We start from the raw sequence: 24,978 nt of genomic DNA, 5'->3' as shown, positions 1-24,978 counted from the left end.
GACCCTACCGAAAGAGTAAGCAAGTCAAGATTCGTTTTGCTTGGCCTTTGACCCACCACGTCTTCGCGCCGATCTCCTCGAGGACCGAGAGCAATTTTCTGGTTCAACCGGGACCGGACCACCACCGGGGGCAGCCAGCGGCGCATCAGTAGATAAGTAATTATACGCCGTTCGGGGGGTCGATGGTGGTGGCGACTACCCAAAGTCACCGCCGTCACTCGAAATCGCCTTCCGGACCGCTTACGATGTCTCGATGATCGCCACGTTTCCACTCGCGGACGCGATTCCCAACCCATGAATCTCCGAAGCTGACGAGTTCGGCCGCGTCAGGATAGCTCATCCCGTTTTCTTCATCCCACGGCTTGCACGCTTTGATCACGGTCGCCACGGCAGACTCCCATCGAATCTGGTTCGGGTCTGGCGAGTCGTCCTGGTCGTCACCGTCGTCGTCGAGCGTCACCGAGAAGTGAGACGCTTCGTGTTCATCGTACTTCTCGCGCGTATCCGTGACGCCGGTGAACTCGGCGGCTTCCTCGAACGAGTCTGCACCACCCTCGGAATCGAGGAAGACAACGCGGCCGGGGTCGCTCCGAGTCGGTTTGACGAACGCGCCCGATGCCAGTCGACGAATCTCGGCGGCGGTGTCCTTTCTCGTGTGTCCGATCAACAGAACCGAGCCGCGTTTCGCGTAGGTATCGCCGTCTTCCTTCTTGCGGACGTACTTCAGCGATTTCACGAACTCGTCGGTGATCGCTGCTTCAGCCCCTCGAGACGTGAGCGACTGCCCCGCCTCGTCAATGAGCTGTAGCACTTGTCCATCAGTCGAACCCATCGCGTCGAGCATCGAACCGGAAGATGTCGTCACTCGGTCTGCGCCGTCCCACGCGACATTAGCGAGGACGGTGCCGCCCGTGAGGGAACCGAACACGCGCGCCACGTCGAGCGCGAATGCGGTCTTCCCTGCGCCCGGCGGACCGAGAACGAGATAGATCGCTCCTTCGTCGGCGAGTCGTTTCGCCGCCTCGACGATAGCCTCGGAGCCGTCCCGTTTCTGGTTAGTGAGCCCGACCATACCCTGCAGTTGCGAGACGTTCCCCTCGCGGTACGCACGGTCGGCCATCGACGTTGCGGCCGACCGGACGACGTGCCGACCGACGTGAGTCTCGAGAAAGTTCTTGCCGCGCTCCTCGTAGATCGAGCAGTAGCGATTCAGAAAGTCGAGCACATCGGGATCGTCGATCATCCCGGCGAACTCACGAATGTACTCGTTGCTCTTGTCGCGAAGCGCGCCCCGAAGGAACTCGCGGCCCTGTGCCGCTGCGTAGACCGCCGAATCACCCTGCTTGCGTCCGCTCATCGGTGACCACCGTCGTTAACGAGCGGGTCAGTAGGAACGGGCTCGAGCGCATCATCGGGGAGGTCGTCGTCAAGAACCATCCCGAGACCATCGCCCCAGTCACCCTGATTGTCGTCCTGGTCGCTCGCGGCCTCGAGGAGATCACGGAGGTCACCGTTCTGCAGTCGGCCGGGACGGAGTTCTTCGGGGAGTTCGGAGGTGATGATCTCGTCGACCGTCGGCTGGTCGGTGATCATCGGTGCCGATGGGTCGAGCGCGGCGTTCTGTGCCTCCATCGTATCGTGCTTCACTCTCCTGACGATAGCCGGAAGCGCCTGTCTGAGTTCTTGACCTCTCCGCGCCGCCGGTTCGAGATCGCCGCGAAGCTCTCCAACTACGTCGAGAACGTCGTCCGTATCGTGCCGCCCCACGAGTGACGAACCGGGGAGGGAACGCCGCCACGTACCAACTGCGACGTTCGAGGATGCATCATACGCGTAGCACTCGTACACATCGCCGTGAGCCTGCTCGTGTGGATACAGCGGTCCCCATTCGACCTGCATCTCTGCGAACTTGTCCGGAGACAGAGACCAGCACGCCAACGGATCGTCGTTGTTCGCGTTCACCTGTACGAGACGCACCCGAGGTGGGTCGGGGAGGAGATCGTTGATCTTCCCCGTCGCGAACAACGCACCGATTCCAGCGATGACGAGACCGGACGCGGCGAGTGGTGCCCACGCGGGGAATTGATACCCGCCGAAGTAGGCGAGGACAGCGCCCACAGCACCGAGCTTCACCCAGTCGTTCACCATTCCCGCTCAACCTCCAACTGCTTCTCGTCGCGCTTCTTGCGAACCCACAGGAAGGTTCCACCGGCCGCGGCGACCGCCGTCGACGCGAGGAGCGTCTGGACCGTTCCGTACTCAACGGGCGGGTTTCCAGTCTTGATCGCGTCGGAGCGGATAGCAACGATTCCGTCTGCGTTCGACGAAGAGACGGTGATTGCCGACGCGTCGCCGACCGATTCGGCACGGAACGTGACGGTCGTTGTTCCGGGGGTCAAGGTCATGTGTCGGACGCGGGCTTTCCCGGCTGCCGCTCCCTCTCCCTCGGAGAGGATTCGAGAGAGTTCACCAGCGTCAGTGATGGCGATCCGCGTCGGGACGTCAGCCTCGACGACGAGTGAGAACGTCCCGTTCGAGAACGACCACGATTTGATTCGCGTCGTCGGAGAGAGTTCGATAGTCTGAGTTGCTTTGGGCGTAGTCGACGGCGCGGTGGTCGTCGTGGAGTTCGTTGATTCTTGCGCGGCAACCGTGCCGACGAGTGCGGGCGATACAACTGCCATGAGAGTGATAAGCGCGATGATGGTTCTGCGCATGAGTGTGAAAGGTTGGGAGAGTAGTCGGAGCGGTCAGTTCCGGGTAGCGACGAGGATGAGCGCAACGATCGCGCCGGCGATGATAAGGCGGTCCTCGGTTCCGATTCCGATTCCACCGCCACCACCGGCATCGCCGGCCTGTTCGTACTCTTGGCGAAGGTCACGAAGCCGGTCAATTTCGTCCGCGAGGGCGCTCGCGTTCGTCGAGTCGTAGGTGTACGTCTCGACTTGCGTCGCGTTCAACTCCTCGCCGGTCTGCGTGTTGACCGCCTGCGTGATGGTGAATGTCTCACCGTAATCCGCGAGATTGACGATACTGCCGTTCCCGTCGGTCTGCTGGACGGCCATATAGAACGCACCCGTGAAGTTCGAGACGGTGTACGTCTGACCGGTGACCCAGCCACCAGCAGGCGCGTCGTCGCCTGTGTAGTAGAGCGTCCCGTTCAGCGTCGTCCCGTCACCCGTCTCGATAGTGTGCGAGGCATTGATGTCTCCCGACGCACCGAGCGACGCGAGTTGCACAGCGGCAAACGAGTAGTACCCCGTCGAGTTGTAGTCGGTCGCCGCTTGCGAGGCAATCGTCGTCGGGTCGAGGATGTCGCTCGTGTTGATGTCGCCCGCTTGGTACTGCGCGTACGCGTCATCAGCGTACTGGCCGACATTCGCCTGAATCTGGTCGGATTGGTTGTACGTGTTGTCGAGGATGTCGGCGTAGGCATTCGCACTGAGAACGTGAGTCGTCGACCCGGTATCCGGGTCTTCGGCCTGAATAGACCCCATAGTAGTGATACCGGGGTCGGCCGTCGAGCGTGGCATAATCGTCGTCTCAGGGGCCACGTGGTAATCTCCATTCGACGAGTAGTCCATCGCTCGCAACGTCATCGACGACCCGTCTGAGAGCGTGTACGTCTTGTTGTCCCACTCTTTGATGTACGCGTAGCCGTCTGGAGTGAGGGCAAGTCCGCTTTCCGTGTGGAGGTAGCCGAGCGTGTACGTCTTCGCGTTCCAATCAGCAATCACGTTCCGCTGAACGCCGGTGTAGTAGTCCGCGATTGTCTGATTGGCCGCGACTTTCGCCTGACTGACCGTCGAGCCGTTGTTAAGCTCGTTAACGATAGTGATTTTCGCCTTCGACCACGCGACCGACCGCGTGTCTTCGAGGAAGTTACTCGTCGTCGTCGTGTACGATTCGGAGGCGTCCTTAACACCGAGAGCCGACGCGTACGCGTCCGTCTTCGAGATGTTTTCATAGTCGATTTGGTCACCAGACTCCCAGCGACAGCCGGTATCAGCACCGGTCAGCGTGTTGAACGCCGCGCCGAGCAGAGGGTTGGTGAGGTTACAGTCTACCCACTCCGCCGAGGCATCGCCGACAGGCGACGCGCCCGGCACAACGCCGGTTGTGGCCGCGGTCGTGACCAGCAGGCCGACAGCGATGAGAGTCGAACCCTTCCGACACACGATCTTGACCCGACCAGTGTCGAGCGTGCCGAGCCGAACAACATCGCCGAACGAGAGCCGAAGCGCGACGAAGAAGACGGAGAGCACGGCGAGAACCGAGGCCACGGGCACGTCGCCGTGGACCCCGGCGAGGTAGGCAGAGCCGACGCCGAGACCGACGGCGGCGTAAGTCGTTGCGAGTCGGAGCATCGGTTAGTCCTCCTTGAGAGCAAGATAGCCGCCGATTCCGACGACTGCAATCGCACCGATTCCGATACCACCGGACGAGCCACCGAGGAAGCCACCACCGGACGAGACCGCCGCGACCGTCCCCACGTCGAGGGCAGACGAGTCAGTCGCCGATACAGTTCCGAGCACTTCGACGCGGTAGGTCGAGACGTTCGTCGGGTCGAGGGCGTCGAACTCGTAGAGTTCGGTCGTCCCGTCCGCTGCAGAGATCTGCACGCGGTCGACTTCGGTCTCGTTACCGTCAGCGTCGACTTCGAAGACCGCGACTTCGACGGGTTCGGAGGCGGTCGCGGTGTCGTTGTCCAACTCGACGTAGAGGCTCCGCGTGTCGTTGGTCACGTCGATGGTCTGGTTTGCGAGCGTGTCGTTGCCGACGCTCGTGAAGTTGGCCGAGTCAGTCGTCACGGTCGCCGCGCCGAGACCCACGAAGGCGATTGCAGCGACGGCCACGACCAGGAGGCCGACGAGCGCGAGGGTTGCGCGACCGCGCCTCACGACTCGAACACCTCAACGAGGCCGAGCTTGTCCGCGATGACGACACCACCGGCCGCACCGACGGCGATAAGTCCGGTTTCGAGGCTTCCACCGAGCAGATCCGACAAAAGTGTGATGTCAGTCGCGGCCGACAGGCCGGCATCGAGCGAACCGACGCCCGCACCGATGATTGCGACCGTTTCGAGATCGAAGTCGTCGAGATCAAGGTTCATAGCATCCACCCGATCGCCATCTGCGCGGTGAGACTCACAGCGACGTAGCCGACGCCCCAGAGGTCCTGCGACTGCACGAACGAGCTCACGTCACCGAAGAAAACCCACCCGACCAGCAGACCGACCGAGGCGACGATGCTGTAGTAGTAGTAGTTGTCGAGCTCCTGCGCCTGCTGGTGCAGGTTGGACAACTCGGCGTTGTCGTTCGTGAGGATGGTGACGCCGAGCGCGACCAACGTGAGAAGCGTCGCCAACGTCACGTCGTTGCCCGCGAGTTGGAACGCCACGTCCGAGAGCGTCACGTCGAACAGCGACCACGATGCGATTCCTGCCATTGCCGTCGTCCCGATGAACGTCGCGACGAGTGCCGCGGCGTCTTCCGGGTCGAACTCCATTACGGACATGATACGAAGACGGCGGCTACCCGTCGTGCAATAACATTCAGGAATTCCGGAGGATTTGGTGCGTGGTCCTATTGAGATTCTCACCCCGTCCGAAGGATTAAGTACAGGCGGGTGGCCGACCGCGGTAGCGATGTTCAGAAAACTTCGAAATCACGACGGGACACCGCTGATCGCGCTGGATAAAAATGAGTTAGAGATGGGTGGTGTTCTCGAGGACGGTACAGCACCGGAGGGGAAACAGATGCACGTACAGCGTCTCGACGAAGGCGTGTACGTGGTTCGGAACGTGACGGACGGCGGAATCGCAGAGCTCCCTGAATCGATTCCACACCGATGACGGTTACAGCGTCCGTTCGATCCACTCGCACCACGAGTGGAAGTCCTTCGCGCCGGACTGCTTGGCGATGGACTGGAGCGTTCCGGTCGGGATGTCTGACTTCATCGGTACGGTTACCGTTCGAACTTCGTCAGTCTCGGGATGTTCGTACCGCAGCTGAACGTGGCTCCCGGTTCGGCCAGCGGGTTCGAAGTCATGACGGGTTAACGCCTTCACGACTTCCCGGCCGGAGAAGGTCGTTCGCGCCACGTTACTGCATGAAGTCCGGAAGCTCTCGGTCGTCGAACTCGTCAGGATCGAGTCCCAACTCCTCGAGGTCTTCGTCCGTGACGGGTTCGCCACCCCCCTCGTGCAGCAGAAGTGCCTCCGAGAGCATCCGAAGTGCCTCAGACTTCGTCTCGCCGAAGGATGCGATCCCCGTCTCGATGTCTCGGGCGGTGATACTGCCGTCATCCTCGTGGATGAACTCGACGCCCTCCTCGCCGTTATCATCACGGGTCGCACTAGCCATACTGAATTCGAATCGGTCTCAGAGGATAAGCGTTCGGACGGCGAGTAGCCCCGTGCAGACCCCTTCTCAATCTCGCCCCCACGGGGTCAGGCGTGAATGTATACGGCATCCTCGATGTATGCACCTTCACCGCCGTCAACGGCGAGTACCGTGCATAGATTCAGACCGATTCAACCAGGTGCCTGACGCGGTCGCAGTCACGGGTCACCCAGAGTATAAGAAGAATCGACGCTCGTTCACTCGAGATGCACGCAAATCGACCCCCGGAGCATACGGTAGTTCATAAATGACCAAGCGTACCAGCCTGAAGTTGACCGACGAACGGCAGCTGTTGTTCGACAAAGCGAGCGAGATCGTGGCGCGAGATGCGTCGGACGACCCGCCGCGGAGTGACGTGATCGACGCGGCGCTCACACACTTGATCGAGAGCTACGAAAATCTCGAGGACGTTCGGGATTCGTACCCGCCGCAGACGGTGAAGGACTGTTGCAATACGTCGGTGTTGGGGATGCGGTATCGGACGAGTTTGGAGAGTCAGTGGCGATAATTCACTAATCACCAAGTTGCTCTTCTTCCCAGCACAAAGACCAACAATGCCAATAACGAGGCACCAATAAACGCCTCAGATGCGGCTACGTAACGAGAGAAACCGTGTGGTTGTAAATCCCCGTACCCTAGTGTCGTGAAAGTAACTACACTAAAGTATAGACTTGTGAGCCAACTATCGACTGGAACAGCTGGTGTTAGTGTAAACAGTGTCTCTAACTTCCATTCATACTTCATCACACCATTCGAAGTCTTGATCCCCCATATCGGATATATCAATGTATAGAATAATGTTACAAAAGCCAATGAAAAGATCACATTCCAGGGTCCTTCTCCGTATCCAATAACCAATCTCGACATCTCTGACTTTATTGTCTCACGCCGGTTCATTTTTGATAAGTCAGTTTGACTACCCTCAGCCATGTCGTTTCGAGCGCTTAATTCTGAGTACTCTCCTTCACTTTCCGTATTCTCTCGGCCCAAAACATAGGATCCGGATATTAACCGAATCAGGTATTTCAATTTTGTTTCTAAGAACGCAGAGATACCAGAACGTTCTGAGTTAACGATACCACAGTACTGGATCCAACGTGATCTTCTTTGAATGTCTTTTTCTTTGATATAGTATTCCTGAGCATCGTCCGTCAGTGCATTATTTTCACAGAGTCGAGAAAGTGTTCGATAAACCCAGGCAGCTTTCTGAGCGATTTCGGCGGCGTTTCTTTGGTGGTTCGTTCCTTTTAGCCTCTTCTCATAGAGACATTCATCATCAAACTCTGTCCCGTGGTCGACTATTGCATCTGCCAAAACTGCTGAGTGTATTTCTGAGTTCTCTAACTTTGCTTCTTGTAGATTTGCTTTTGAAAAAGATGCCCGTTCAAAATTTGAATCAAAAATGTCTGCATCAAATAGATATGAGTTTTCAAAATCTGCGTTTTCGAACTCAATATTCTCCCACTTAATATGGCCTAGGTCTGAATTTGTGAAATCACTCCCATGGAGCATGAGACCTCTAAACTCGGTTTCACTAAGATCTGCGAAACTGAAATCTGCCCCAATCAGCGATTTACAAAGACGGCTATTATTATTGAACTTGGACCCACTAAAATTTGCTTCCTCAAAGTTAGCCCCAACGAAATTCGCCCCCGAACAGTCAGATTTAGCGAAGTTGGTAAGCTCCCCAAGAGGCGAATTGATGTCAATGTCGGCATCGACAAATCTCGTGTGATGTAGTCTTGATTTACTAAAATCGACGTTATTTAATTCAGCGTTTGAAAAATCGCATCCGACTAGTATTCCTCTTTCAAAAGTTGAATTGTCTATTCTTGACTCATGAAAACTCGAGAAATAGATTTCATAGCCATCAAGATCCAAATCCCTGAAAGTGTAACCTCCAATTTTTGCTTCGAATATTGGAATTTCTTTTGAAAATGTAAGCTCTTCTCTGATTATTTTTGTATTGTAGTTAGACTCAGAATGTAGTGGACAGAATTTGTCATCTCCTTTTGTGGGTCTGCAGCAAGAATGCTCTCCAATTAATTTTCCGTTGAACACTGCTACTTTGAACTCATCACCATCTGGCGTTCTATGTCGATTGAGTTCACCAATCGATTGGAATTCCTCAGAGAATTGGTCTTGCCATGTAAACGAGTAACAACAACGCTGTCCAGTCATGTTTTCACTACCTGATCCCAGAGGGACATCCCACGGTGACCTGTGTGTTAACTATAGCATATGTTTATAAAATCACCCTTACTGTTGGCTTTGTGAAGGCTTATTATGGATGGAGAGTCAATCTGGGAGTAGAGTGAGTGCTCTCAGCTACGTGAATTCAAGGCGGGATCTTAAAGACGCCCTCCATGAGCGAATGGTGAATTCATATGGTTCTGTTGCTGAAGAAAAGCAACTGGAAGAGGGCCAGAATTATCTAAAAACCTATCTAATTGAATCTAACCGCGATATCTATGCACCGGGGTCAAAAGAGATTGGTGATACAAAGTTCATTGTTGAGGACACGCGAGACCACGGATTCCTGAAATTAAAAACACATGGGGAACAAAACACCGCCTATCTGTTTGTAGATCGTCTTTCGGACCGATTTTGGGCGATTCACAGTTTAGAAAAGTCGACCACAACCGACTCACTAGTTGATAGCCTCATATTTCCACGATTTACGGATTTAGACCACCCTTGGCTTTCCAACCAATTCTTGGAGAACTTCATTAACTTACCCAAAAACAATTTCAGATCTTTTTCTCTAAAATATGAAGACGAATTCCATGAAATTGTTGGAAATCAGTCCGGTGTGAAAGGCTTGTCAATGCGTCTTTGGGGAGATACAGCCAATCAAGTACTCTCTACTTTGAGAGCTGATGAGAATATTAGTGGATCTACTACTCTATCTAATGTTGGGGTCGAGAGAGACTTTGGCGGACGCACCCTAATTAGTGATATCACTTACCAGTCAAAATTCACGGCCAGAGGTGAATCCGTGGAGGGCCATTTCAAACAGGTCAGGGAGGTAATGGATCGATACCAAAAACTACTAGATACTATTGAACAAGACTACAGCATCTCATATGAGAGTCGTGGGGGAGGGCTGCATATCTCAGGCCGCCCGATAGTTTTAGATTTTGGTAGAGAAATAACGAACTTGGACGGATTTGTTGATGAGTTATTCTCGTCGAAAAAACCATTTCGGCTTTGGGGAATCAAATCGAAGAAAGAAGAAGATTACTACACTATCGCAGGTGTCGATATGCATACCGGCGACAAAATAAATTTCGAGATATCTCCTCATTGGATGAGGATTTATCTCCCAGAGGAAAGTTGTGGTAATGTTGTCCTCAGATTGTATACAAATATTCAACATTACTTCGACTCAAAAGCCGAGCTGAAGGGAGGGGACAATGATCGAATTATCTGAAAAAACTCGTCTGATAAATATCTGTCTCGGATTTGTGAGAGATATTGGTCACTGGCCTTCATTCTTGAAGGACTCAACATATGATTTAGAGATCATACATCCCGAATTTTTGAATGAGTCTGGTGACACCGTTCGCCCCGACTTACTTCTGTCGTCTGGATACGACCAACATGTTTTAGTGACAGAAGTCGCCGAAAATGGGATCTCTGATGACTTGCAAGAAAAGTACTCCAAAATAGCTTCTGAAGATCTTCTGATGGAGGTTGAGAACCTCCGCCCGGATTCTCTTTCGCATGAGATATTCTATCTTGGCGGTGAGTCTGCAGAACAGAGCTTAGCGAACCAGGATCTCAATGATGCCGTCTTAATTGTCGTTGGCAATCGATATGAAAGACATAACAAATTTGATCAATCCGGATTGAATAACAATGTGAAATCAGGGAGACTACCAAATAACAAGCCCCCAGAGCACTTCTATCCATTCTCGCCAGATGACGATCGATACTACATTGCAAAGTTTTTGAGTCAAGAGCTAGTTCACTTTGCATCTCGAAACCCCAGAGACGGAATTGAATTTGATGTTGATGAGTTATTGGAAAATAGTTGTAAATCATGGGACTACATACGGGACAAAGAAAAAGAAAAGCTGAGAAGAAAAGCAAACGGCGTTTTAAAAATGTTTGATGAAATGAATCTTGATGAAAATATAAAGAAGCTTGACGATAGGCGGTATTTTGTTAGGAGTAGTCAGGCTCTACAAGAAAAATGTCAGAAGGTTGTCTCAAAGCTTGAGAACGATGCGACCTTAGATGACTATAACGGTATCTCTTCCACTAAGTAAATCAGACAACTCCTGACCAATAATCTGGTCTCACTTTGTCTGGCGGCCTCGGCTTCGGATTCGGCCGAATCAACCCGGCATTCACCTTCCCTTCAAGATACAACTGCCCCCAGACCGTGATTTCGAACATATCGGCGCTCCGCTCGTCGATGAACGGCGACGCCAACCCCGCATGGCACAGTACACGACACCGTTCTCGAATCTGGTGAAGCGTCGTCTCACGGCCGATCTCCCAATGGATCGTCTCCGGGGATCCCCAGCCGTGCTCGTGGAGATACTCAAGGATTCGGTCATCCCAGATCGTCATCCAGTCACCTGACTTCCGCATCTCAGAGTGAGTCACGCGGACGCAGAGCCCTCTTCACCATTCTCGCCGTTCAGTTCTTCAGCGCTGAGTTCTCCTTCGAGATAGCTTTCGCCGGTGGCTGTGATGACGTAGACGCCATTCCCGAGGTGCTGGAGTAGCCCTTTCTCGTTGAGCTTCGAGAGCCGCCGTGAGAGCGACGAACGAGACACCTGGAAGTACTCGGTGTCTTTCATCGCGGCGGCGCTCGCCGACTCGTGTTCCCGTGCCCACTCGAGGATTCGGTCGTCCCATATCGTCATCCACGATGCAGACTTTCTCATTACGTGTACGTATACGCTGGTTCGGTCTATTGCCGACGAATCGTGCTTTAGCAATCCAAACATCTGTTCTCAAACTAACGGTGCATTTATGCACAGTTAGTGTTATGGTAGACTCACGGAACCCTGAGAGAGACCGTCGGCTAGAGATGATTTTTGTAGGCCCTGAGGGCGGTGGGTCCAGCACCGCTCTCAGGAAGGGTCCGTCAATAGCCATGACGGAAACCAAAGTCGCGGGTGTTACCACCCGCATAGCGACCGATGCAGCACAGTTTGATAAGGGCGACGAGTCCACGTGTGAGATCTGTCTCCTCCGCCCGGCGGTCGGCGTCGATGCCGAGACTCGCCTGAGCGTCTGCCGGGAGTGCGCGGCGCTGGAGGTCGACAGATGAGCCACTCCGCGTGCAGGCGTCCCTGCCGCGCGTGTGACAGACTCCGCGATCTCGACGACGATGGTCATTGTTCTGAGTGCCGCCGCGTCGAACGTCAGCTCGTGACCGACGGCGGGCAAGCCGATTCTAATCGTCCTGCGTTCATCGACCCACTAACCGAGTGGGTTGAGTGTCACTTCTGCGGGCGGGTTCTGGAGCCGACACAGTACGACGGCTTCGATCTCTCGACCGAAGACGAGTATTATCCGCGAATGGTTCCGGTCTGTCCTGAACACAGCGGAGGATGCAGATGACGTACTACCCGACGTGTGCGGTCTGTCGGATGGAAGTCGACCCGTCTGAAGACTACGTCTCTGTCGAAGCCGAATATCGGTTCACGGCCGACCGGAACGATGTCGACGACTACTACCTGCACCAGCGATGCGCCATGTCAATCTTCGATGGATGGAGTGAGCCATGAACGGACCCTCGGAACTCAAACCACGTGAGGCCGTGCGTCGGTATCTTGACCGTCGCGGGACGGAACTCTCGGAGTCGAGCATCAAGACCTACAAGTACCGTCTGAAGCTCTGGGTCGAATGGTGTGAGGACCGGAATATCGAGCGCGTCTCTGACCTAAACGGGTGGACGTTCGAGCAGTTCGAGGCCTTTCGCGCCGGTCAGGGTATCGCCTCACCCACTCTCCACGGCGAGATGGAGACGCTGCTCGGGTTCATCGAGTACCTCGAGCGCATCGAGGCGGTCGAGGACGGTCTCTCGAAGAAGGTCCACGTACCGAGTGTCCCGATGTCGGAGCGGTCGCGAGACACGATGTTGGTTCCCGACGACGCGCTTCGATTGCTTCGGTACTACCGGTCACACAGTAGCGTCCGCGGGACTCGGTTCCACGCGGTTCTCGAACTCGCGTGGCATACCGGCGCTCGTCTTGGTGCCCTTCGCGGGCTCGATCTGCGCGACTACTACCCCGATGAGCAGTACGTCGAGTTCGTCCACCGGCCGGAGTCCGAGACGCCGCTGAAGAATCAGATGAATGGTGAACGTACGGTTTCGCTTTTGCCGGAGGTCGTCGAGTCGCTGAACACCTACATCGAGAAGTTCCGGCCGGCCGGCCACGACGACTTCGGTCGCTCGCCGTTGTTCGTGACGCATCACGGGACTCGTATCTCGAAGAACGGCTTTCGGGGGTGGATGTATCAGGCGACCCAGCCGTGTGTTGCTGGTCCGTGCCCGCACGAGTACGAGAAAGATTCCTGCGAGTTCGCGGGGTCATACACGCAGGGTAGCAAGTGTCCGTCTTCTCGATCACCACACCACATTCGGACGGGTTCAATTACGTGGCACAGAGATCGCGGATTCCCTGCAGAGGTGACTGCGGAGCGCGTGAATGCGTCTCAGGAAGTTATTGAACAACATTACGACAAAGCGTCCCAGCGCGAACGGATGGAGCTGCGCCGCCGTCCTCACCTGGACAAACTACGGATTGAATGAGTCATGAGTAGGAATATCTCAGTTCGACCGATAGAGGTAGTGGAGAGTCGGCTACTGATGGGTAAGGACAGCCCGGGCGGTCCCATNATTGAATGAGTCATGAGTAGGAATATCTCAGTTCGACCGATAGAGGTAGTGGAGAGTCGGCTACTGATGGGTAAGGACAGCCCGGGCGGTCCCATCCTCTTATAAAAGAATCAGCCCCTGAGAGACCGGTATTCGGGGGTATCGTCCCGCACCTAGTGAGCGGTTGCTGGGGGTGGTCGCGAGGAGCCGCACCATCGAACTCGAACCGCCGATCTGCGAGTTCTGTGGGTGCTACACCACCGACCTCGATCAGCAGTGCCCGGCTCTGGACGGGGGGAGGTGCTACCCATGAGCCGAGAAGGGCCACGGCTCGACTGGGATTCTCTGTTATGGGAAACCCGCGGGTATCTCGGTATCGGTGACGACGACCCAGTCTTACTCGACGAGCTTCGCGAGACAGCCGAGGCAAACGGATGGTCGGAGCGGGAGTTCCGCGAGGCGCATCGCGACAGCGAGCAGTTGGTAAACGTCGGGACACTCGACGAGCCGCGAGTCGTACTCGACGATACGGTCAGCGATACTAACGGCGAGGAACCCAATACCGGGAACGATACCTCAGGGGTCGATACCGAGAAACCCGCCACGAATAGGGCAAACAATGGCGAGATACCCGAGAACGTCGAACTCGACACGCCACCCGAGATCGAGCCAGGCGTATTCCCCGAAGACCTGAAAGCTGTCGCGCAGTGGCTGACGTGGCTGGCCAACCACTGACGAAGCTCGCAACCGCCTCCGAAATCGCATCTTCCAGGCGATGCGTCGCGGAGAGGAAGTCGTCATCGACGCTCCGACCGCCCTTGGCAAGACGTACACAGTCGCCACCGAGCCGTGGTTGGACCACAGCGATGTCACTGATGACTCTCCCGTCGTACATTTCTCCGAGACACGAGAGGCCCGTGATGACGCAGCCGAGAGCAGTCGAAACGTGAATAGCGTCACCGAAGCAACGCTGAAAAGGCGAAAAGAACGGTGTCCCGTCGCCCGGGGAGATCACGACCCAGCCGAAGATGACGACGAGGAAGATCCGGGGGTCGTCATTACGATGGACGGCACTCCTGCCTCGGCATGGTTCGATGCGGTGTGTGATGGACGCGGCGTCCCGTTCTCGACTGTACACGCCTACCTCACTGAGCGGAACGACCAAGGCACTGAGCCGCCGTGCTGTGAGGGCGACGCTGAGTGTCCGGCCAAGAGCCAGTGGAACGGCGTACCTCGCGAGGACGAAGCCGGTGAGACGACCGTCGACGTCGTCCACGCGACGCAACCCAAGAGAAACTCGACTACAAACCGAGTCGGGAGTAGTACCTGGAGAACGCCGATGCACACACCGTCGCGCCAGCTCTCGCCGAGGCGATTTGGTACGCGCTTCGCGACGAGCCAGACGCTAACGGTCGACGGTCAGCCAGCGTCTCCCACAATCCCCCGCGCCTTGACGGGAGCGTCCACGAGGACGATGGCTGGAATCAGGTGTGGGTAACCGTGGTTCTCGGCGAGGACAACCGTGTGCGTACCGTCCGTGCTGCGCCGGATCTCTCGCTCGCCCGGTGTGTGATCGGTCTCGATGCTCATCTGAGCGCACCGCTGTGGCAGCGGAACACGAGGCCCGGGTTGAAATCCCGGCGTAAAGGTGATCACGGTCAGCGGGACTGTCTCTGGTTCCAGACCGATCCTCGTGGGACTGAAGCTGATTCACACGGCCGAGTGCCAGAACTATTTTAACTTTCAGGGCGGGGGGGTAGCTGACGGCCGAAAAGTCAAATTCATTCTCTCAATACGTGTGTGACCAAAACGGTTATGTGAGTCTGGGAAACAATATGGAAGTAGACAGGATGAGAAGATAATACCTTGCCCACGGGGGCCAGTTACTGGCATAACTGGCCCAGACCCTGGGTATGGCGGAGCACAACTCCGACAACAAATTCGAACGCAGATATACAATAGCAAGCCGTCGTGATAGAAACTTCGATCCAGACGAACGCACGGATGCGATTGCAGCATTCTGTCAATTGTGTGTACCAACACACGTTACAGCCGTACTCAATTGAGTTATCACGACGGCTGGTGCGGTCCCAGATTGTTCTGGGATCCAGTGTATTCCTGCATTCATGAAAACAACATAATCAAAAGGTGCGACTATTACTCCGGCTGCGAGCCCGTAGTGACGCAGCCTACGATAAGACGTATCACCACAAACTTCGAGGCCGAATCTGGGGCGCTCTGGAGGACTCGAAGTACGACAAGTACCACGACGCAAACCGCCCGGTGGGGTTCACCTACAGCAACCCATTCCCTCCGGGAGACATGCGGGAGAATGACGAGCGAACCCTCCTGATCGCAGCACCACAGGAGGATCTCCTCGCCGAAGTCGCACAGGATCTGATCGCCGATCGAGAACTAAACATCGGTGAAATGCCGTTCCACATCGACGAGCTGACCAGCCTTTCACCTGACGTTGGTGAGCCTGGTTCGGAGGGGACGATCGAGTCGGGAACCGGGATGCTTGTCCGCATTCCACCGTGGCGAGCAGAAGAGTACGGCATCGATCACGAGGGTGACGAGGCGACGTTTTGGCGGCCGAAGCACACGATGGAGCCGCTGAAGACCCAACTCGAGAACAATCTGGACCAGAAACACGATCTGTTCTGTCCAGAATACCTCCCGGGCCCCTCCGAGACGGACTACGATCTGTTCACCGACTATGAGCTGATCAAGACCTTCGCAATCCCGGTTACGGTCTCACAGAATCAAGAGATGACCTACGTGCTGAGCAAGTGGCGGCTCGGCTACACGGTGCGAGACGACGACCACCGTCGGCACCTGAACCTTGCCCTCGATACGGGTCTTGCCGAGCGCAATGCACTGGGATTCGGATTCATCAACATCAGGGACCATGACGGATAACGACGCCGCAGCCACTGCCGTGAGTAGGTTGCAGAGTCGCATCCCAGCGTCGCTATACGAGGTCGCGTGGCAGTACTCGCTGTTCGACTGGTACGATGCGACCCAGTCTGATGCGATCGACTGGGACCTCGCCCCGGAGCATCTAGCTTACCTGACGCCACGCGCCAAGAGCGGGCTCTTCGGAGAGGACGACAGCCTCGTCACGGTGTTCGTCGACCTGTCCGACCCGACGTCGCCAGCGCTCCGCGACGACGCCGACGGAGGGCCAGTCACGCTCGGGACATACACCGAATCCAAGCGGTTCCGAGTCGGTCATGCCTACCCTCAGAGCAAGACGAGCAACATGACAGACTACTCGATAACGACTCACAAGGGGGCAGACGCGCACCATATCGCGGGGCTTCGTGACGACGCGTGGGGGACGAACAACATTCAGGACCGGTTCACCAGCTGGGCCCAGAGCGAGTTCGCGGAAGCCGTCCGTAGCGAGGCAGACGACGAAGACGCAGCCATTCTCAAGGGGCTTGCAGCACTCGGTAACGACGACGACGCGATGGACAGCCTCGCAGACGCGTTCCTCGATTTGGTCGAGAGTGAAGACGAAGAGATTGATGCCCTGATCACCGTTGCCGTACTCTTTCCGGGCACTGACGACTACAAGTATCCCGGCGAGATCGGCGTGCTCAACGACGTGATGCGAGCGAAGAAGGCCGATCGTCTCGAGAGTATCTCGGTTGAGGAGGCAAGCGGTGAGGGAACTGGCTACGTCACCGGGAAGAGCAACACCGTAACTGGTGGTTCGCCCGGGCTCTTCGGGATGTACGGGAAGAAACAGCGGGAGCACTTCTCCAACCTCGACACGAAAGGTACCTCTGCCTGGCGCAGTCGACCACTGGAGTTCGACACGGCAGCGGCTGTGTCCGTTGCCCGTTCACTGTTTGCCGACTTCTACCGTGGACTGGGAGAGAGCCGACGGTTGTACGTACTTCCGTATCTCGCCGCACGCCAGGATGAGGTCGATCCAGGGGCGTTCGAATGGTTCTACGAACGCGTATACAAGCGAGTTCAGGAGGCTGATACCGGAAGCGACGGCGACTTCGATGAGACTCTCGACGAGTTGTTCACCGATACCAAGCGGAAACAGGCGAACTCGCCGACATCCAACGACGACAGCGACGCTACGAGTCTGTTCGGAGAGACCACGAACGACGCTTGGGACCAGATCCGGTTCGCTGTCGTCCATCAAGTAACCGGGAACCCCGACCGGGTGTTTTTCGACACACTCGACGGTGTTTCCCCAGTGCTCGAATTGGACGATGCCCACAGCGACGTCGTTGGGAGTGCGGTGTTCACTGGCGACGGTATCTTCCACGACAATCCTATCCCATCGTCCAGTCCGCTGCTGGGGCTCGGGCAAAACCGCACGCGATACATCCTGTACGGCGGATACTTCCGGCGGACGACCGAACCCACGCGGAGTAGTCGCCAAGCCAACTCAACACCCGGAGCCGGCTCTCTCGACGACAGTCGGATGAGCCGCGTTCGGAATCTCCTCACCGACACCCGGATCGACACAGACGAACTCCTCGAACAGTACCTGCACCAGCTCGTTCAAGACCAGAACGAGATGTTCAGCAACGACGACGGCTACGTGGAGTTCCCAAAGCGAAGCGTCGTTGAGCAGTACGCACAGCTTCGTGCACTGAGCAGTATCGGTGCACTCGACACGATCAACACACGGTCATTCACGGCTACGCAAATGACAGACCAGTACACAGATCGGAGCGACCGTCTCGATTCGTTCATCGAGACTCACGAAGCGCTCGACAGTGATCCCAAGGTTGCAGTGTTCACGCTTGGGGGGCTCATCGGACGAATATCGGCGTATCAGAGTTATAAAAACGTCTCATCGACGCTCATCCGGCGCTATCCCATCGACTACCTGACCAAGCAGACGGTCAAGGAGGTCACGAAGGAGGTGCTGCAGATGAACAACTCCTACGCGGAGGCTGACGACGAGCGGTCGTACCGAACGAACAGCCGATACACGGATCGTCTCACGGACACCATGCTCGCTGCAGACCCGGCGGACTGGCACCTTTCGGAGGCCGAATTGCAGTGGATCTACAGCCTCGGGATCGCCTACGGGCTGAGCGACCAGAGCATGTACACGGAAGAAGACAGCACGCAGACGGAACTCGAATCCACGGCCTAACGATGTCATCTGACACTACCACCGCAGACGTCGACGACGAGGACAGTGTGACCAACCGCTCCGAAATCGTCTTCGCGTACGACGCAGAAGACACGAACCCGAACGGGAACCCACTCTCGGCGAACGACAAGCCGCGAATCGACGAAACAACTGGAACAGCAGTCGTCACCGACGTCCGACTCAAGCGGTACCTTCGCGACCAACTCGACGACGACGGTTTCGGGATCTACATCCAGAACCCGTCGAAGAGCGATTCCGACTCGGTGCTCGACCGCGATGACCTGTTCACCAGCGTAACGGGGCTCGACGAGTCCGACTTGGAGGACATCTCTGGGAGTAGGGCAGCAGATAAGTTCCTGATGAACGCGGTCGACGTCCGCTACTTCGGTGCGACCGGGTCGTTCAGTCAGGACTTCCGAAAATCACTTGGTGACAGCTTCCCCGGGCAGTTCATCGGCCCCGTGCAGTTCAGCCACGCTCGAAGCCTGAATACCGTCGTCCAGAAAGGCGAGACGAAGCAACTCTCCACGGTCGTCTCCAGCGGGGGGGACGCAGAGCAGGGAACGTTCGCGACGGACAATCGCCTCCAGTACGCGTTCATTCCGTTCCACGGTATCGTCAACGAGGTTGGGGCATCAGACACGAATCTGAGTCAGACAGACGTCGAGCGGCTCGATACGCTCCTCTGGCGGGCCGTCAAGAACCAAACCCTCACGCGGTCGAAGATGGGGCATCAGCCTCGTCTCTACCTCCGCGTGGAGTACGAGACAGACGCGTTCCACATCGGTACACTCGACGACGGCCTCGAGCTAACACAGGAGACTCCGGACACCGAACTCCGAAACATCACCGACGTCGTGGTGGGTATCGACGAGCTCCTGACCGACCTCGAAACGTACAGTGACCATATCGCCTCGGTCAAGGTCACCGCCGACCGACACCTCACCGTCGAAGCGAACGGTGAGACTGGCGGTCCAGAACACCTTGTCGGGGCGCTGGAGGACGCAGTTGGTGCCGACACAGTCGACGAGGTCGACCCGTACGCCTGATGGTCACCACGGATATAGATGTCTCCGGTCGAGAGTGCCTCTCGTTCACGGTTGAGGGGCCGTGGGCACACTTCCGCCGGATCGACACGACGACGGAGAAGCTCACATACCGGGTGATGCCCCGGACGACAGTCGCGGGACTCATCGCCGCGATACTCGGCGAGCCACGGGACTCGTACTACGAGACGTTCGCACAAGACTCGTCCGCGATAGCCATCTCGCCGGAATGTGCGCTCGAAACACAGTCAATCCCGCAGCTCACACTGCCGACCAAGGCAGGGAACATCATGACGGCCGAAGGCGTCTCCGGGAAATCGGTGATCGATCCCGAGGTCATCGCGACCGAACGGAAGCGCCGGACCTTCGAGTACGTCGTCGACGCTGCCTACCGGATAGACGTCGTACTCGACGACACAGAGACCTTCGAGCAGCTACGTGACTTCCTCGAATCGGGGCGCTCAACCTACACGCCCGCACTTGGCAAAACCGAGTGTCTCGCTTCGATCACCGATGTAAGTCAGTCGACCGTGTCAGAAGGCGGTGACAGTGAAGCGATCAGCTCGACAGTCCCCGAACAGTATGTGGTTCCCGAGCCGGGAACACCGCTCCGAATGGAGCGGACACCAGCGTACATGAGCGCTGACGAGACCGGGCGAAAAACCACCGGGTTCGTGTCGTATGGATATGCACCAGCCGACGAGACACTTACCGCTCCGGATGCACCTGTGATGAACATCGGTGATCGTTCTGTCTGCTTCCTGTGACTGATCTCGATCCGCTTTTTTCGTACGACGCACGCCCGGGACAAACACTCGCAGTGCACATGACTGGCGTTGCCGATGTGGGACAACAGCTCGTCGAAAACGCGGGTGAAAATCCCTACGGAGATGACTGGTCAGCCGTCATCGAGACGTTAGCATGGACTCACGACATCGGCAAACTGACCGAGTACTTCCAGACCTATCTCGAGCACAAGACTCGAACATTGGCGCCGACCGAGGAGTTGACCTATCACGGAACGTTCGGGGGCTTCGTGACGGCCTGGGCGCTCGCTGTACGCGGAATGTCGCGACAGACAACAGCGGCCGGGTTCTACGCAGTGGCCAAGCACCACTCGGTGTTACCGAACATGCGGTCGGACTTCGCTGATTTTTGTCTCGACCGGCCCTACGTCGACCAACAGTACGAGCTCGCCCAGACACAACTCGATAGCATCGACGACACAGCGGCCGAAGCTGCTGATGTGGTGATTCGTCAGGCGACCAATGGTGCCTTCGGTTGGGACGACTACACTGCAAAGGGACTTGAGACTGTTCGAACAACGCTCAACGACATCCGCAAGAGCGGTCTGGACGCGGAGTTCTATGGATGTGCCCTGCGAGCCTGGTCGACGCTGGTCGCCGCCGACAAAGCGGATGCAAGTGGCCTGGGAGATAGCCCCCAACTACGGACGACGCCGCGCCCAGATAGTCGCGCACTCGATGCAGTCGTCAGTTCTCTCTCAGATACGGAGCTTCCCGATGGAACATCTGCCTCGGCGTATCTCGATGTCCCACAACGACCGCTTCCAGACGAGAATTGGCACTACTCTGACCGACTCGCTGCCCTCCGGACCGCCGCGAACGGCCGAGCGACATCGACGCTACTCGAACGCCACGCCGCAGGCGATCGCGTCTTCGAACTGACTTTGCCAACCGGGTTCGGGAAGACATTCAGCGGATTACGTGCCGGACTCAAGCTCGCAGACAAACTCGATAGCCGAGTGATCTACGCACTGCCGTACACCTCGATCATCGACCAAGTCGACGAGGAGGTCCAGAAGGTCTTCGGTGTGTCGCCACTCAACCCCGAGTACACGGTTCATCACCACCTTGCCGACACGCGGACATCCCTTTCAGGTACGGATGATCCCAGCAGTGGCCGGGACACTCTACATGCCGAGTCGTGGCGGTCAGGGCTCGTCCTAACGACGTTCACACAACTGTTCGAGAGCCTCGCTGGGCCGGGGAACGTCCAGTCGATGAAGTTGCCCGCGTTGCAGGATAGCGTCATCATTGTCGACGAACCGCAGGCCATCTCTCTCGACTGGTGGGGGCTCGTCGGGAGGGTGACGCAGCATCTGAGTGAGGAATATAACGCGACGACGGTGCTCATGACGGCGACTCAGCCACGGCTCCTCACACACCTTCCGAACGCACCGACACCGACCCCGCTGGTCGACATGCACACCACGTGTACGGGGCTACTTCGTGACGCCCCGCGCGTACAGTTCGACCTTCACGACAGCCTCACAGAGTACCTTGACGGCACGGATGCTACGCCACTCTCGTTGGTCGATGCAGCGGAAGCGATCGACACCAACCTCGGGAGCAGTACGAACGAACTTGCCATCGTGAACACAGTCAGCTGTGCCACGGCACTGTCCGAGTCACTCCTGGATGGACGTCTCGCGCTGGGTTCGGAACTCCTCGAATACCTCCGATCGACAGATGGGGAGGAATTCAACGCGGCTGCGTATCTCCAGCACCTCGCCACGAGGCATCCAGACGCGGAGGGAGTGGTCGCGTCACTCACGACTCGTCTCCGACCAGTTGATCGTCGAGCGCTGTTGCAGTGTCTCGACCTGATTCTCGACGACGAGACGACGACGCCGTTCGACGACGTACCGACAGTGACCGTTTCGACCCAACTGATCGAGGCAGGTGTTGACCTCAGTTTCGACCGGCTCTATCGTGACTACGGCCCGCTTCCGTCGATGGTGCAAGCGGCTGGGCGCTGCAACCGTCGGTTCGGTGGTCCCACCGCCTCGGTGACTGTCTGGCGACTCGATAGTCCGGCAGACGACAACTATGTTCCGAGTCAACTCATCTATGGTGACCGCTCGCTGTTGCGCCCGTCGAAGGTGGCCCTCGGAGAACTTCGATATGGGGATGGATCAGTCATCTCGGAGCAGGACATGCTCACCACGGGTGTGGAGACATACTACGAGGCCCTCCACACACAGCGGGATACGGCCGACCGCGCTGACGATCTCGTCACTGCCTTCGACCGTGCACAGGGTAAGAAGCTCAGGAACGAGTCGGTCGTCAGTCAGGACTACCCAACACAGGACGTGTTCGTCTTGGTCTCCGGAAACGACATGGAGGCACACGACGCGTACGCGCGTCACCGGAAAGACGAGAAGTGGTCAAGCGCTCGGTCGGCGTTCCACTCGCTCAAGCCGACTCTCGTTTCCGTCCCCGTGGACGAAGAGTCGGACGAGAAAACTCCTCTCGTGATTCGCGTTGACGAGGATAGCCAAGACTACGATCTCGAAACCGGAGGGGGTGTGGACCTCAGCGGTCGAATCGACGCGTTGGAGAAGTGACCTGCAAGCATCCTTCTTTGCCGTGATGATTGCGATAGCAGTACCGACAGAATGGACATCGGTCGTCCTTCTGATGTCGACCCCGGGGGGTTTGGAGGGTATTGAAGGTCGACGGAAACTTTGAGGTGTAGATGGTGTGTATGGGTACTCACGTGGCCGAATCGGCCATGGTTTCAGACGCACCCTTGTGGGGTTGAAGCGGACCACAGTCGTTCGATACGGTCGTGTTCGACCCACGTTTCAGACGCACCCTTGTGGGGTTGAAGCCGGTGGACGACTGTCTGGCCGGGTTCGAGCGCCTCGAGTTTCAGACGCACCCTTGTGGGGTTGAAGCGACTTGTCCGAACGGCATCGTCCCGAGGCAATGCTCGTTTCAGACGCACCCTTGTGGGGTTGAAGCGGACAGTCGCGCTTTGTGCGGCCTCTTCGCGCTCGTAGTTTCAGACGCACCCTTGTGGGGTTGAAGCAACGTCAGCATACCCGTCCCCTGACCTTTGATTATATCGTTTCAGACGCACCCTTGTGGGGTTGAAGCTTGCGGTCCCAGTTCTTCAGTCATGGTCTTCCTCTGTTTCAGACGCACCCTTGTGGGGTTGAAGCTGGATATGTTCGAGGGCAAATCCCCACGTTCGGGCGTTTCAGACGCACCCTTGTGGGGTTGAAGCACTGTCCCCACTTACCAGAGAGAACCCGAGAGATCGTTTCAGACGCACCCTTGTGGGGTTGAAGCCCCATCTCGTGACCCGAGTCGTCCCACCCGCCGAACGTTTCAGACGCACCCTTGTGGGGTTGAAGCCATCACCTCGGGGTTATGGTCGGCAAGGACGAGTCGGGTTTCAGACGCACCCTTGTGGGGTTGAAGCGATGACNCTTGTGGGGTTGAAGCCATCACCTCGGGGTTATGGTCGGCAAGGACGAGTCGGGTTTCAGACGCACCCTTGTGGGGTTGAAGCGATGACTACTGCCTCGCTCATCTCCCCGGACCCCGGTTTCAGACGCACCCTTGTGGGGTTGAAGCTCGAAGGTGCGGGATTCGGCGGCGGCGAAAAGACACTGTTTCAGACGCACCCTTGTGGGGTTGAAGCCAGCCAGTCGTCGTCTGCGTTTTCGGTGTGCTTGAGTTTCAGACGCACCCTTGTGGGGTTGAAGCGTCCTGCTCGACGAGAACGGGTCGCCGGTCGACCACCGGTTTCAGACGCACCCTTGTGGGGTTGAAGCAAGGACCACGTCGGATGGGTCGGTGACACGCCCGTTTCAGACGCNGAAGCGTCCTGCTCGACGAGAACGGGTCGCCGGTCGACCACCGGTTTCAGACGCACCCTTGTGGGGTTGAAGCAAGGACCACGTCGGATGGGTCGGTGACACGCCCGTTTCAGACGCACCCTTGTGGGGTTGAAGCTCGTGCCACGTAAGCGTCATCGTCGCACCTCGGGTTTCAGACGCACCCTTGTGGGGTTGAAGCGACGAACGTGTCAAGCACGCAGTTCAAGAACGAATCGTTTCAGACGCACCCTTGTGGGGTTGAAGCAACCTCTTGGACCTCACAGAGGGGACCGCAACGATTGTTTCAGACGCACCCTTGTGGGGTTGAAGCAGTCCCCGATAGTGACCCGGCAAACCCACCGGAATGTTTCAGACGCACCCTTGTGGGGTTGAAGCCTTCTTTCTTGAGACCGAAAATAGCGGTCTGACGGCGGTTTCAGACGCACCCTTGTGGGGTTGAAGCGGCCGTTTCGTCTCCAGCGTCGAGGTCGGACAGTAGTTTCAGACGCACCCTTGTGGGGTTGAAGCTCCGTCCAACAGTACCCGCTCGGCGTCGTGTAAGAACCGTTTCAGACGCACCCTTGTGGGGTTGAAGCGTTAGTGTTGGCCCCCGACCGGACGAAAGGCGGGTTTCAGACGCACCCTTGTGGGGTTGAAGCGATGACGATGTCGACCGATCCAGAGGTCTCGAACTGTTTCAGACGCACCCTTGTGGGGTTGAAGCACGGGGAGGAACCCGACTCTTCGGGCCACAACCCAGTTTCAGACGCACCCTTGTGGGGTTGAAGCCCCAGATCGTTGAGACAGAGAACGCGAGAGTGCCAGTTTCAGACGCACCCTTGTGGGGTTGAAGCGACCAGGAGTGGCTTGAGGAGGCCGACGACGACCACCGTTTCAGACGCACCCTTGTGGGG

At 57.0% G+C, this 24,978-nt stretch carries 26 protein-coding genes and 2 CRISPR repeat arrays; of the genes, 13 read left to right on the top strand and 13 right to left on the bottom strand.

All coding sequences use genetic code 11. From position 1 onward, the window contains the following. Positions 1-214: 214 nt before the first annotated feature. From C458_RS14850 to C458_RS14820, 7 genes are read right to left on the bottom strand one after another with little or no spacing between them, the layout of a single operon-like run. Positions 215-1,357: an ATP-binding protein gene (locus C458_RS14850; RefSeq protein ID WP_008576946.1), complete on the bottom strand. Its 1,143-nt coding sequence runs from the start codon at positions 1,355-1,357 to the stop codon at positions 215-217. Next, the gene (locus C458_RS14845) at positions 1,354-2,148 is read right to left on the bottom strand and encodes a hypothetical protein (protein WP_008576944.1); all 795 of its coding nucleotides are present in this window, start codon (positions 2,146-2,148) and stop codon (positions 1,354-1,356) included. The genes C458_RS14850 and C458_RS14845 overlap by 4 nt, the downstream gene beginning before the upstream one ends. Next, positions 2,142-2,717 (bottom strand): hypothetical protein, encoded by a 576-nt coding sequence (locus C458_RS14840; RefSeq protein WP_008576943.1) that lies wholly within the window; start codon positions 2,715-2,717, stop codon positions 2,142-2,144. Before C458_RS14840 ends, C458_RS14845 begins: the two co-directional genes overlap by 7 nt. Before the next feature lie 33 nt (positions 2,718-2,750). Next, entirely contained in the window at positions 2,751-4,367 is a 1,617-nt protein-coding gene (locus tag C458_RS14835) for a hypothetical protein (RefSeq protein WP_008576942.1), read from the bottom strand. Positions 4,368-4,370: 3 nt separating this feature from the next. Beyond that, the gene (locus tag C458_RS14830; RefSeq protein WP_008576940.1) at positions 4,371-4,901 is read right to left on the bottom strand and encodes a hypothetical protein; all 531 of its coding nucleotides are present in this window, start codon (positions 4,899-4,901) and stop codon (positions 4,371-4,373) included. Further along, positions 4,898-5,113 carry a hypothetical protein gene (locus C458_RS14825; protein WP_008576939.1) on the bottom strand — a complete coding sequence of 72 codons (216 nt, stop codon included), beginning with the start codon at positions 5,111-5,113 and terminating at the stop codon, positions 4,898-4,900. The genes C458_RS14830 and C458_RS14825 overlap by 4 nt, the downstream gene beginning before the upstream one ends. Then, positions 5,110-5,517 carry a hypothetical protein gene (locus C458_RS14820; protein WP_239638784.1) on the bottom strand — a complete coding sequence of 136 codons (408 nt, stop codon included), beginning with the start codon at positions 5,515-5,517 and terminating at the stop codon, positions 5,110-5,112. The genes C458_RS14825 and C458_RS14820 overlap by 4 nt, the downstream gene beginning before the upstream one ends. A gap of 130 nt (positions 5,518-5,647) precedes the next feature. Here C458_RS14820 and C458_RS17960 point away from each other — a divergent pair, with 130 nt between their 5' ends. Further along, positions 5,648-5,854: a hypothetical protein gene (locus C458_RS17960; protein ID WP_081603278.1), complete on the top strand. Its 207-nt coding sequence runs from the start codon at positions 5,648-5,650 to the stop codon at positions 5,852-5,854. Positions 5,855-5,857: 3 nt separating this feature from the next. Here C458_RS17960 and C458_RS14815 read toward each other — a convergent pair whose 3' ends face one another. Together C458_RS14815 and C458_RS14810 are read right to left on the bottom strand one after the other, a co-directional pair. Next, complete coding sequence (locus C458_RS14815; protein WP_394295485.1) at positions 5,858-6,070, bottom strand: type II toxin-antitoxin system HicA family toxin; 213 nt, start codon at positions 6,068-6,070, stop codon at positions 5,858-5,860. Positions 6,071-6,104: 34 nt separating this feature from the next. Next, positions 6,105-6,365, bottom strand: coding sequence for a hypothetical protein (locus tag C458_RS14810; RefSeq protein WP_008576934.1), 261 nt, complete (start codon positions 6,363-6,365; stop codon positions 6,105-6,107). Between the two features lie 286 nt (positions 6,366-6,651). On the opposite strand from C458_RS14810, the gene C458_RS14805 reads away from it, so the two are divergent. Beyond that, positions 6,652-6,912, top strand: coding sequence for a hypothetical protein (locus tag C458_RS14805; RefSeq protein WP_008576932.1), 261 nt, complete (start codon positions 6,652-6,654; stop codon positions 6,910-6,912). A gap of 8 nt (positions 6,913-6,920) precedes the next feature. Here the strand turns inward: C458_RS14805 and C458_RS17955 are convergent, their stop codons facing one another. Next, positions 6,921-8,585, bottom strand: coding sequence for a pentapeptide repeat-containing protein (locus C458_RS17955; RefSeq protein WP_081603279.1), 1,665 nt, complete (start codon positions 8,583-8,585; stop codon positions 6,921-6,923). Between the two features lie 133 nt (positions 8,586-8,718). Between C458_RS17955 and C458_RS18180 the strand changes: the two genes are divergently transcribed. Both C458_RS18180 and C458_RS18175 read left to right on the top strand, forming a co-directional pair. Beyond that, entirely contained in the window at positions 8,719-9,837 is a 1,119-nt protein-coding gene (locus C458_RS18180; protein ID WP_152418140.1) for a hypothetical protein, read from the top strand. Positions 9,838-10,015: 178 nt separating this feature from the next. Beyond that, complete coding sequence (locus C458_RS18175) at positions 10,016-10,678, top strand: hypothetical protein (protein WP_152418139.1); 663 nt, start codon at positions 10,016-10,018, stop codon at positions 10,676-10,678. Position 10,679: 1 nt separating this feature from the next. Here the strand turns inward: C458_RS18175 and C458_RS14800 are convergent, their stop codons facing one another. Both C458_RS14800 and C458_RS14795 read right to left on the bottom strand, forming a co-directional pair. Further along, positions 10,680-10,985: a repressor phrH2 gene (locus C458_RS14800; protein ID WP_239638785.1), complete on the bottom strand. Its 306-nt coding sequence runs from the start codon at positions 10,983-10,985 to the stop codon at positions 10,680-10,682. Positions 10,986-11,017: 32 nt separating this feature from the next. Continuing rightward, positions 11,018-11,305, bottom strand: a complete 288-nt coding sequence (locus C458_RS14795; RefSeq protein WP_013035412.1) for a hypothetical protein — start codon at positions 11,303-11,305, stop codon at positions 11,018-11,020. A 212-nt stretch (positions 11,306-11,517) separates the two neighbouring features. Between C458_RS14795 and C458_RS14790 the strand changes: the two genes are divergently transcribed. The 4 genes from C458_RS14790 (at position 11,518) to C458_RS14780 (ending at position 13,983) form a co-directional block, all read left to right on the top strand. Next, positions 11,518-11,694 (top strand): hypothetical protein, encoded by a 177-nt coding sequence (locus tag C458_RS14790; protein ID WP_239638786.1) that lies wholly within the window; start codon positions 11,518-11,520, stop codon positions 11,692-11,694. Between the two features lie 289 nt (positions 11,695-11,983). Then, positions 11,984-12,154, top strand: a complete 171-nt coding sequence (locus C458_RS18545; protein WP_192815233.1) for a hypothetical protein — start codon at positions 11,984-11,986, stop codon at positions 12,152-12,154. Then, positions 12,151-13,182 (top strand): tyrosine-type recombinase/integrase, encoded by a 1,032-nt coding sequence (locus C458_RS14785; RefSeq protein ID WP_008578518.1) that lies wholly within the window; start codon positions 12,151-12,153, stop codon positions 13,180-13,182. Before C458_RS18545 ends, C458_RS14785 begins: the two co-directional genes overlap by 4 nt. A gap of 375 nt (positions 13,183-13,557) precedes the next feature. Continuing rightward, on the top strand, positions 13,558-13,983 hold the full coding sequence (locus tag C458_RS14780) for a hypothetical protein (protein WP_008576921.1): 426 nt from the start codon (positions 13,558-13,560) through the stop codon (positions 13,981-13,983). 684 nt (positions 13,984-14,667) lie between these two features. Here C458_RS14780 and C458_RS18285 read toward each other — a convergent pair. Beyond that, positions 14,668-14,838, bottom strand: coding sequence for a hypothetical protein (locus C458_RS18285; RefSeq protein ID WP_160162999.1), 171 nt, complete (start codon positions 14,836-14,838; stop codon positions 14,668-14,670). A 558-nt stretch (positions 14,839-15,396) separates the two neighbouring features. On the opposite strand from C458_RS18285, the gene cas6 reads away from it, so the two are divergent. From cas6 to C458_RS14755, 5 genes are read left to right on the top strand one after another with little or no spacing between them, the layout of a single operon-like run. Further along, positions 15,397-16,170: a CRISPR-associated endoribonuclease Cas6 gene (gene cas6, locus C458_RS14775; protein ID WP_081603280.1), complete on the top strand. Its 774-nt coding sequence runs from the start codon at positions 15,397-15,399 to the stop codon at positions 16,168-16,170. After that, entirely contained in the window at positions 16,160-18,385 is a 2,226-nt protein-coding gene (locus C458_RS14770; RefSeq protein ID WP_008576917.1) for a TM1802 family CRISPR-associated protein, read from the top strand. Before cas6 ends, C458_RS14770 begins: the two co-directional genes overlap by 11 nt. 2 nt (positions 18,386-18,387) lie before the next feature. Further along, positions 18,388-19,434: a type I-B CRISPR-associated protein Cas7/Csh2 gene (gene cas7b, locus C458_RS14765; RefSeq protein ID WP_008576914.1), complete on the top strand. Its 1,047-nt coding sequence runs from the start codon at positions 18,388-18,390 to the stop codon at positions 19,432-19,434. Next, positions 19,434-20,198 (top strand): type I-B CRISPR-associated protein Cas5b, encoded by a 765-nt coding sequence (gene cas5b / locus C458_RS14760; protein ID WP_008576913.1) that lies wholly within the window; start codon positions 19,434-19,436, stop codon positions 20,196-20,198. The genes cas7b and cas5b overlap by 1 nt, the downstream gene beginning before the upstream one ends. Then, entirely contained in the window at positions 20,195-22,801 is a 2,607-nt protein-coding gene (locus C458_RS14755; protein WP_333782714.1) for a CRISPR-associated endonuclease Cas3'', read from the top strand. Before cas5b ends, C458_RS14755 begins: the two co-directional genes overlap by 4 nt. 170 nt (positions 22,802-22,971) lie before the next feature. After that, positions 22,972-24,082: direct repeats of the CRISPR family, unit length 30 nt; unit sequence GTTTCAGACGCACCCTTGTGGGGTTGAAGC. Between the two features lie 25 nt (positions 24,083-24,107). After that, positions 24,108-24,978: a CRISPR direct-repeat array (repeat unit 23 nt; unit sequence GTTTCAGACGCACCCTTGTGGGG).

Source organism: Haloferax sp. ATCC BAA-644 (genome assembly GCF_000336975.1).
Lineage (GTDB): Archaea > Halobacteriota > Halobacteria > Halobacteriales > Haloferacaceae > Haloferax > Haloferax volcanii.
Note: the sequence above shows the minus strand (reverse complement) of the source record. Positions and strands in the feature narration are given on the sequence as shown.

What these genes read in the sequence shown, in the direction of transcription:
- C458_RS14790 (WP_239638786.1), top strand. Translation starts at nt 11,518, where the DNA reads ATGACGGAAACCAAAGTCGCGGGTGTTACCACCCGCATAGCGACCGAT.
- cas7b (WP_008576914.1), top strand. Translation starts at nt 18,388, where the DNA reads ATGTCATCTGACACTACCACCGCAGACGTCGACGACGAGGACAGTGTG.
- C458_RS17960 (WP_081603278.1), top strand. Translation starts at nt 5,648, where the DNA reads ATGTTCAGAAAACTTCGAAATCACGACGGGACACCGCTGATCGCGCTG.
- C458_RS18285 (WP_160162999.1), bottom strand. Translation starts at nt 14,838, where the DNA reads ATGAGCATCGAGACCGATCACACACCGGGCGAGCGAGAGATCCGGCGC.
- C458_RS14805 (WP_008576932.1), top strand. Translation starts at nt 6,652, where the DNA reads ATGACCAAGCGTACCAGCCTGAAGTTGACCGACGAACGGCAGCTGTTG.
- C458_RS14785 (WP_008578518.1), top strand. Translation starts at nt 12,151, where the DNA reads ATGAACGGACCCTCGGAACTCAAACCACGTGAGGCCGTGCGTCGGTAT.
- C458_RS14780 (WP_008576921.1), top strand. Translation starts at nt 13,558, where the DNA reads ATGAGCCGAGAAGGGCCACGGCTCGACTGGGATTCTCTGTTATGGGAA.
- C458_RS14825 (WP_008576939.1), bottom strand. Translation starts at nt 5,113, where the DNA reads ATGAACCTTGATCTCGACGACTTCGATCTCGAAACGGTCGCAATCATC.
- C458_RS17955 (WP_081603279.1), bottom strand. Translation starts at nt 8,585, where the DNA reads ATGACTGGACAGCGTTGTTGTTACTCGTTTACATGGCAAGACCAATTC.
- C458_RS14835 (WP_008576942.1), bottom strand. Translation starts at nt 4,367, where the DNA reads ATGCTCCGACTCGCAACGACTTACGCCGCCGTCGGTCTCGGCGTCGGC.
- C458_RS14770 (WP_008576917.1), top strand. Translation starts at nt 16,160, where the DNA reads ATGACGGATAACGACGCCGCAGCCACTGCCGTGAGTAGGTTGCAGAGT.
- C458_RS14845 (WP_008576944.1), bottom strand. Translation starts at nt 2,148, where the DNA reads ATGGTGAACGACTGGGTGAAGCTCGGTGCTGTGGGCGCTGTCCTCGCC.
- C458_RS14795 (WP_013035412.1), bottom strand. Translation starts at nt 11,305, where the DNA reads ATGAGAAAGTCTGCATCGTGGATGACGATATGGGACGACCGAATCCTC.
- C458_RS14840 (WP_008576943.1), bottom strand. Translation starts at nt 2,717, where the DNA reads ATGCGCAGAACCATCATCGCGCTTATCACTCTCATGGCAGTTGTATCG.
- C458_RS18545 (WP_192815233.1), top strand. Translation starts at nt 11,984, where the DNA reads ATGACGTACTACCCGACGTGTGCGGTCTGTCGGATGGAAGTCGACCCG.
- cas5b (WP_008576913.1), top strand. Translation starts at nt 19,434, where the DNA reads ATGGTCACCACGGATATAGATGTCTCCGGTCGAGAGTGCCTCTCGTTC.
- C458_RS14800 (WP_239638785.1), bottom strand. Translation starts at nt 10,985, where the DNA reads ATGACGATCTGGGATGACCGAATCCTTGAGTATCTCCACGAGCACGGC.
- C458_RS14850 (WP_008576946.1), bottom strand. Translation starts at nt 1,357, where the DNA reads ATGAGCGGACGCAAGCAGGGTGATTCGGCGGTCTACGCAGCGGCACAG.
- C458_RS14810 (WP_008576934.1), bottom strand. Translation starts at nt 6,365, where the DNA reads ATGGCTAGTGCGACCCGTGATGATAACGGCGAGGAGGGCGTCGAGTTC.
- C458_RS14820 (WP_239638784.1), bottom strand. Translation starts at nt 5,517, where the DNA reads ATGTCCGTAATGGAGTTCGACCCGGAAGACGCCGCGGCACTCGTCGCG.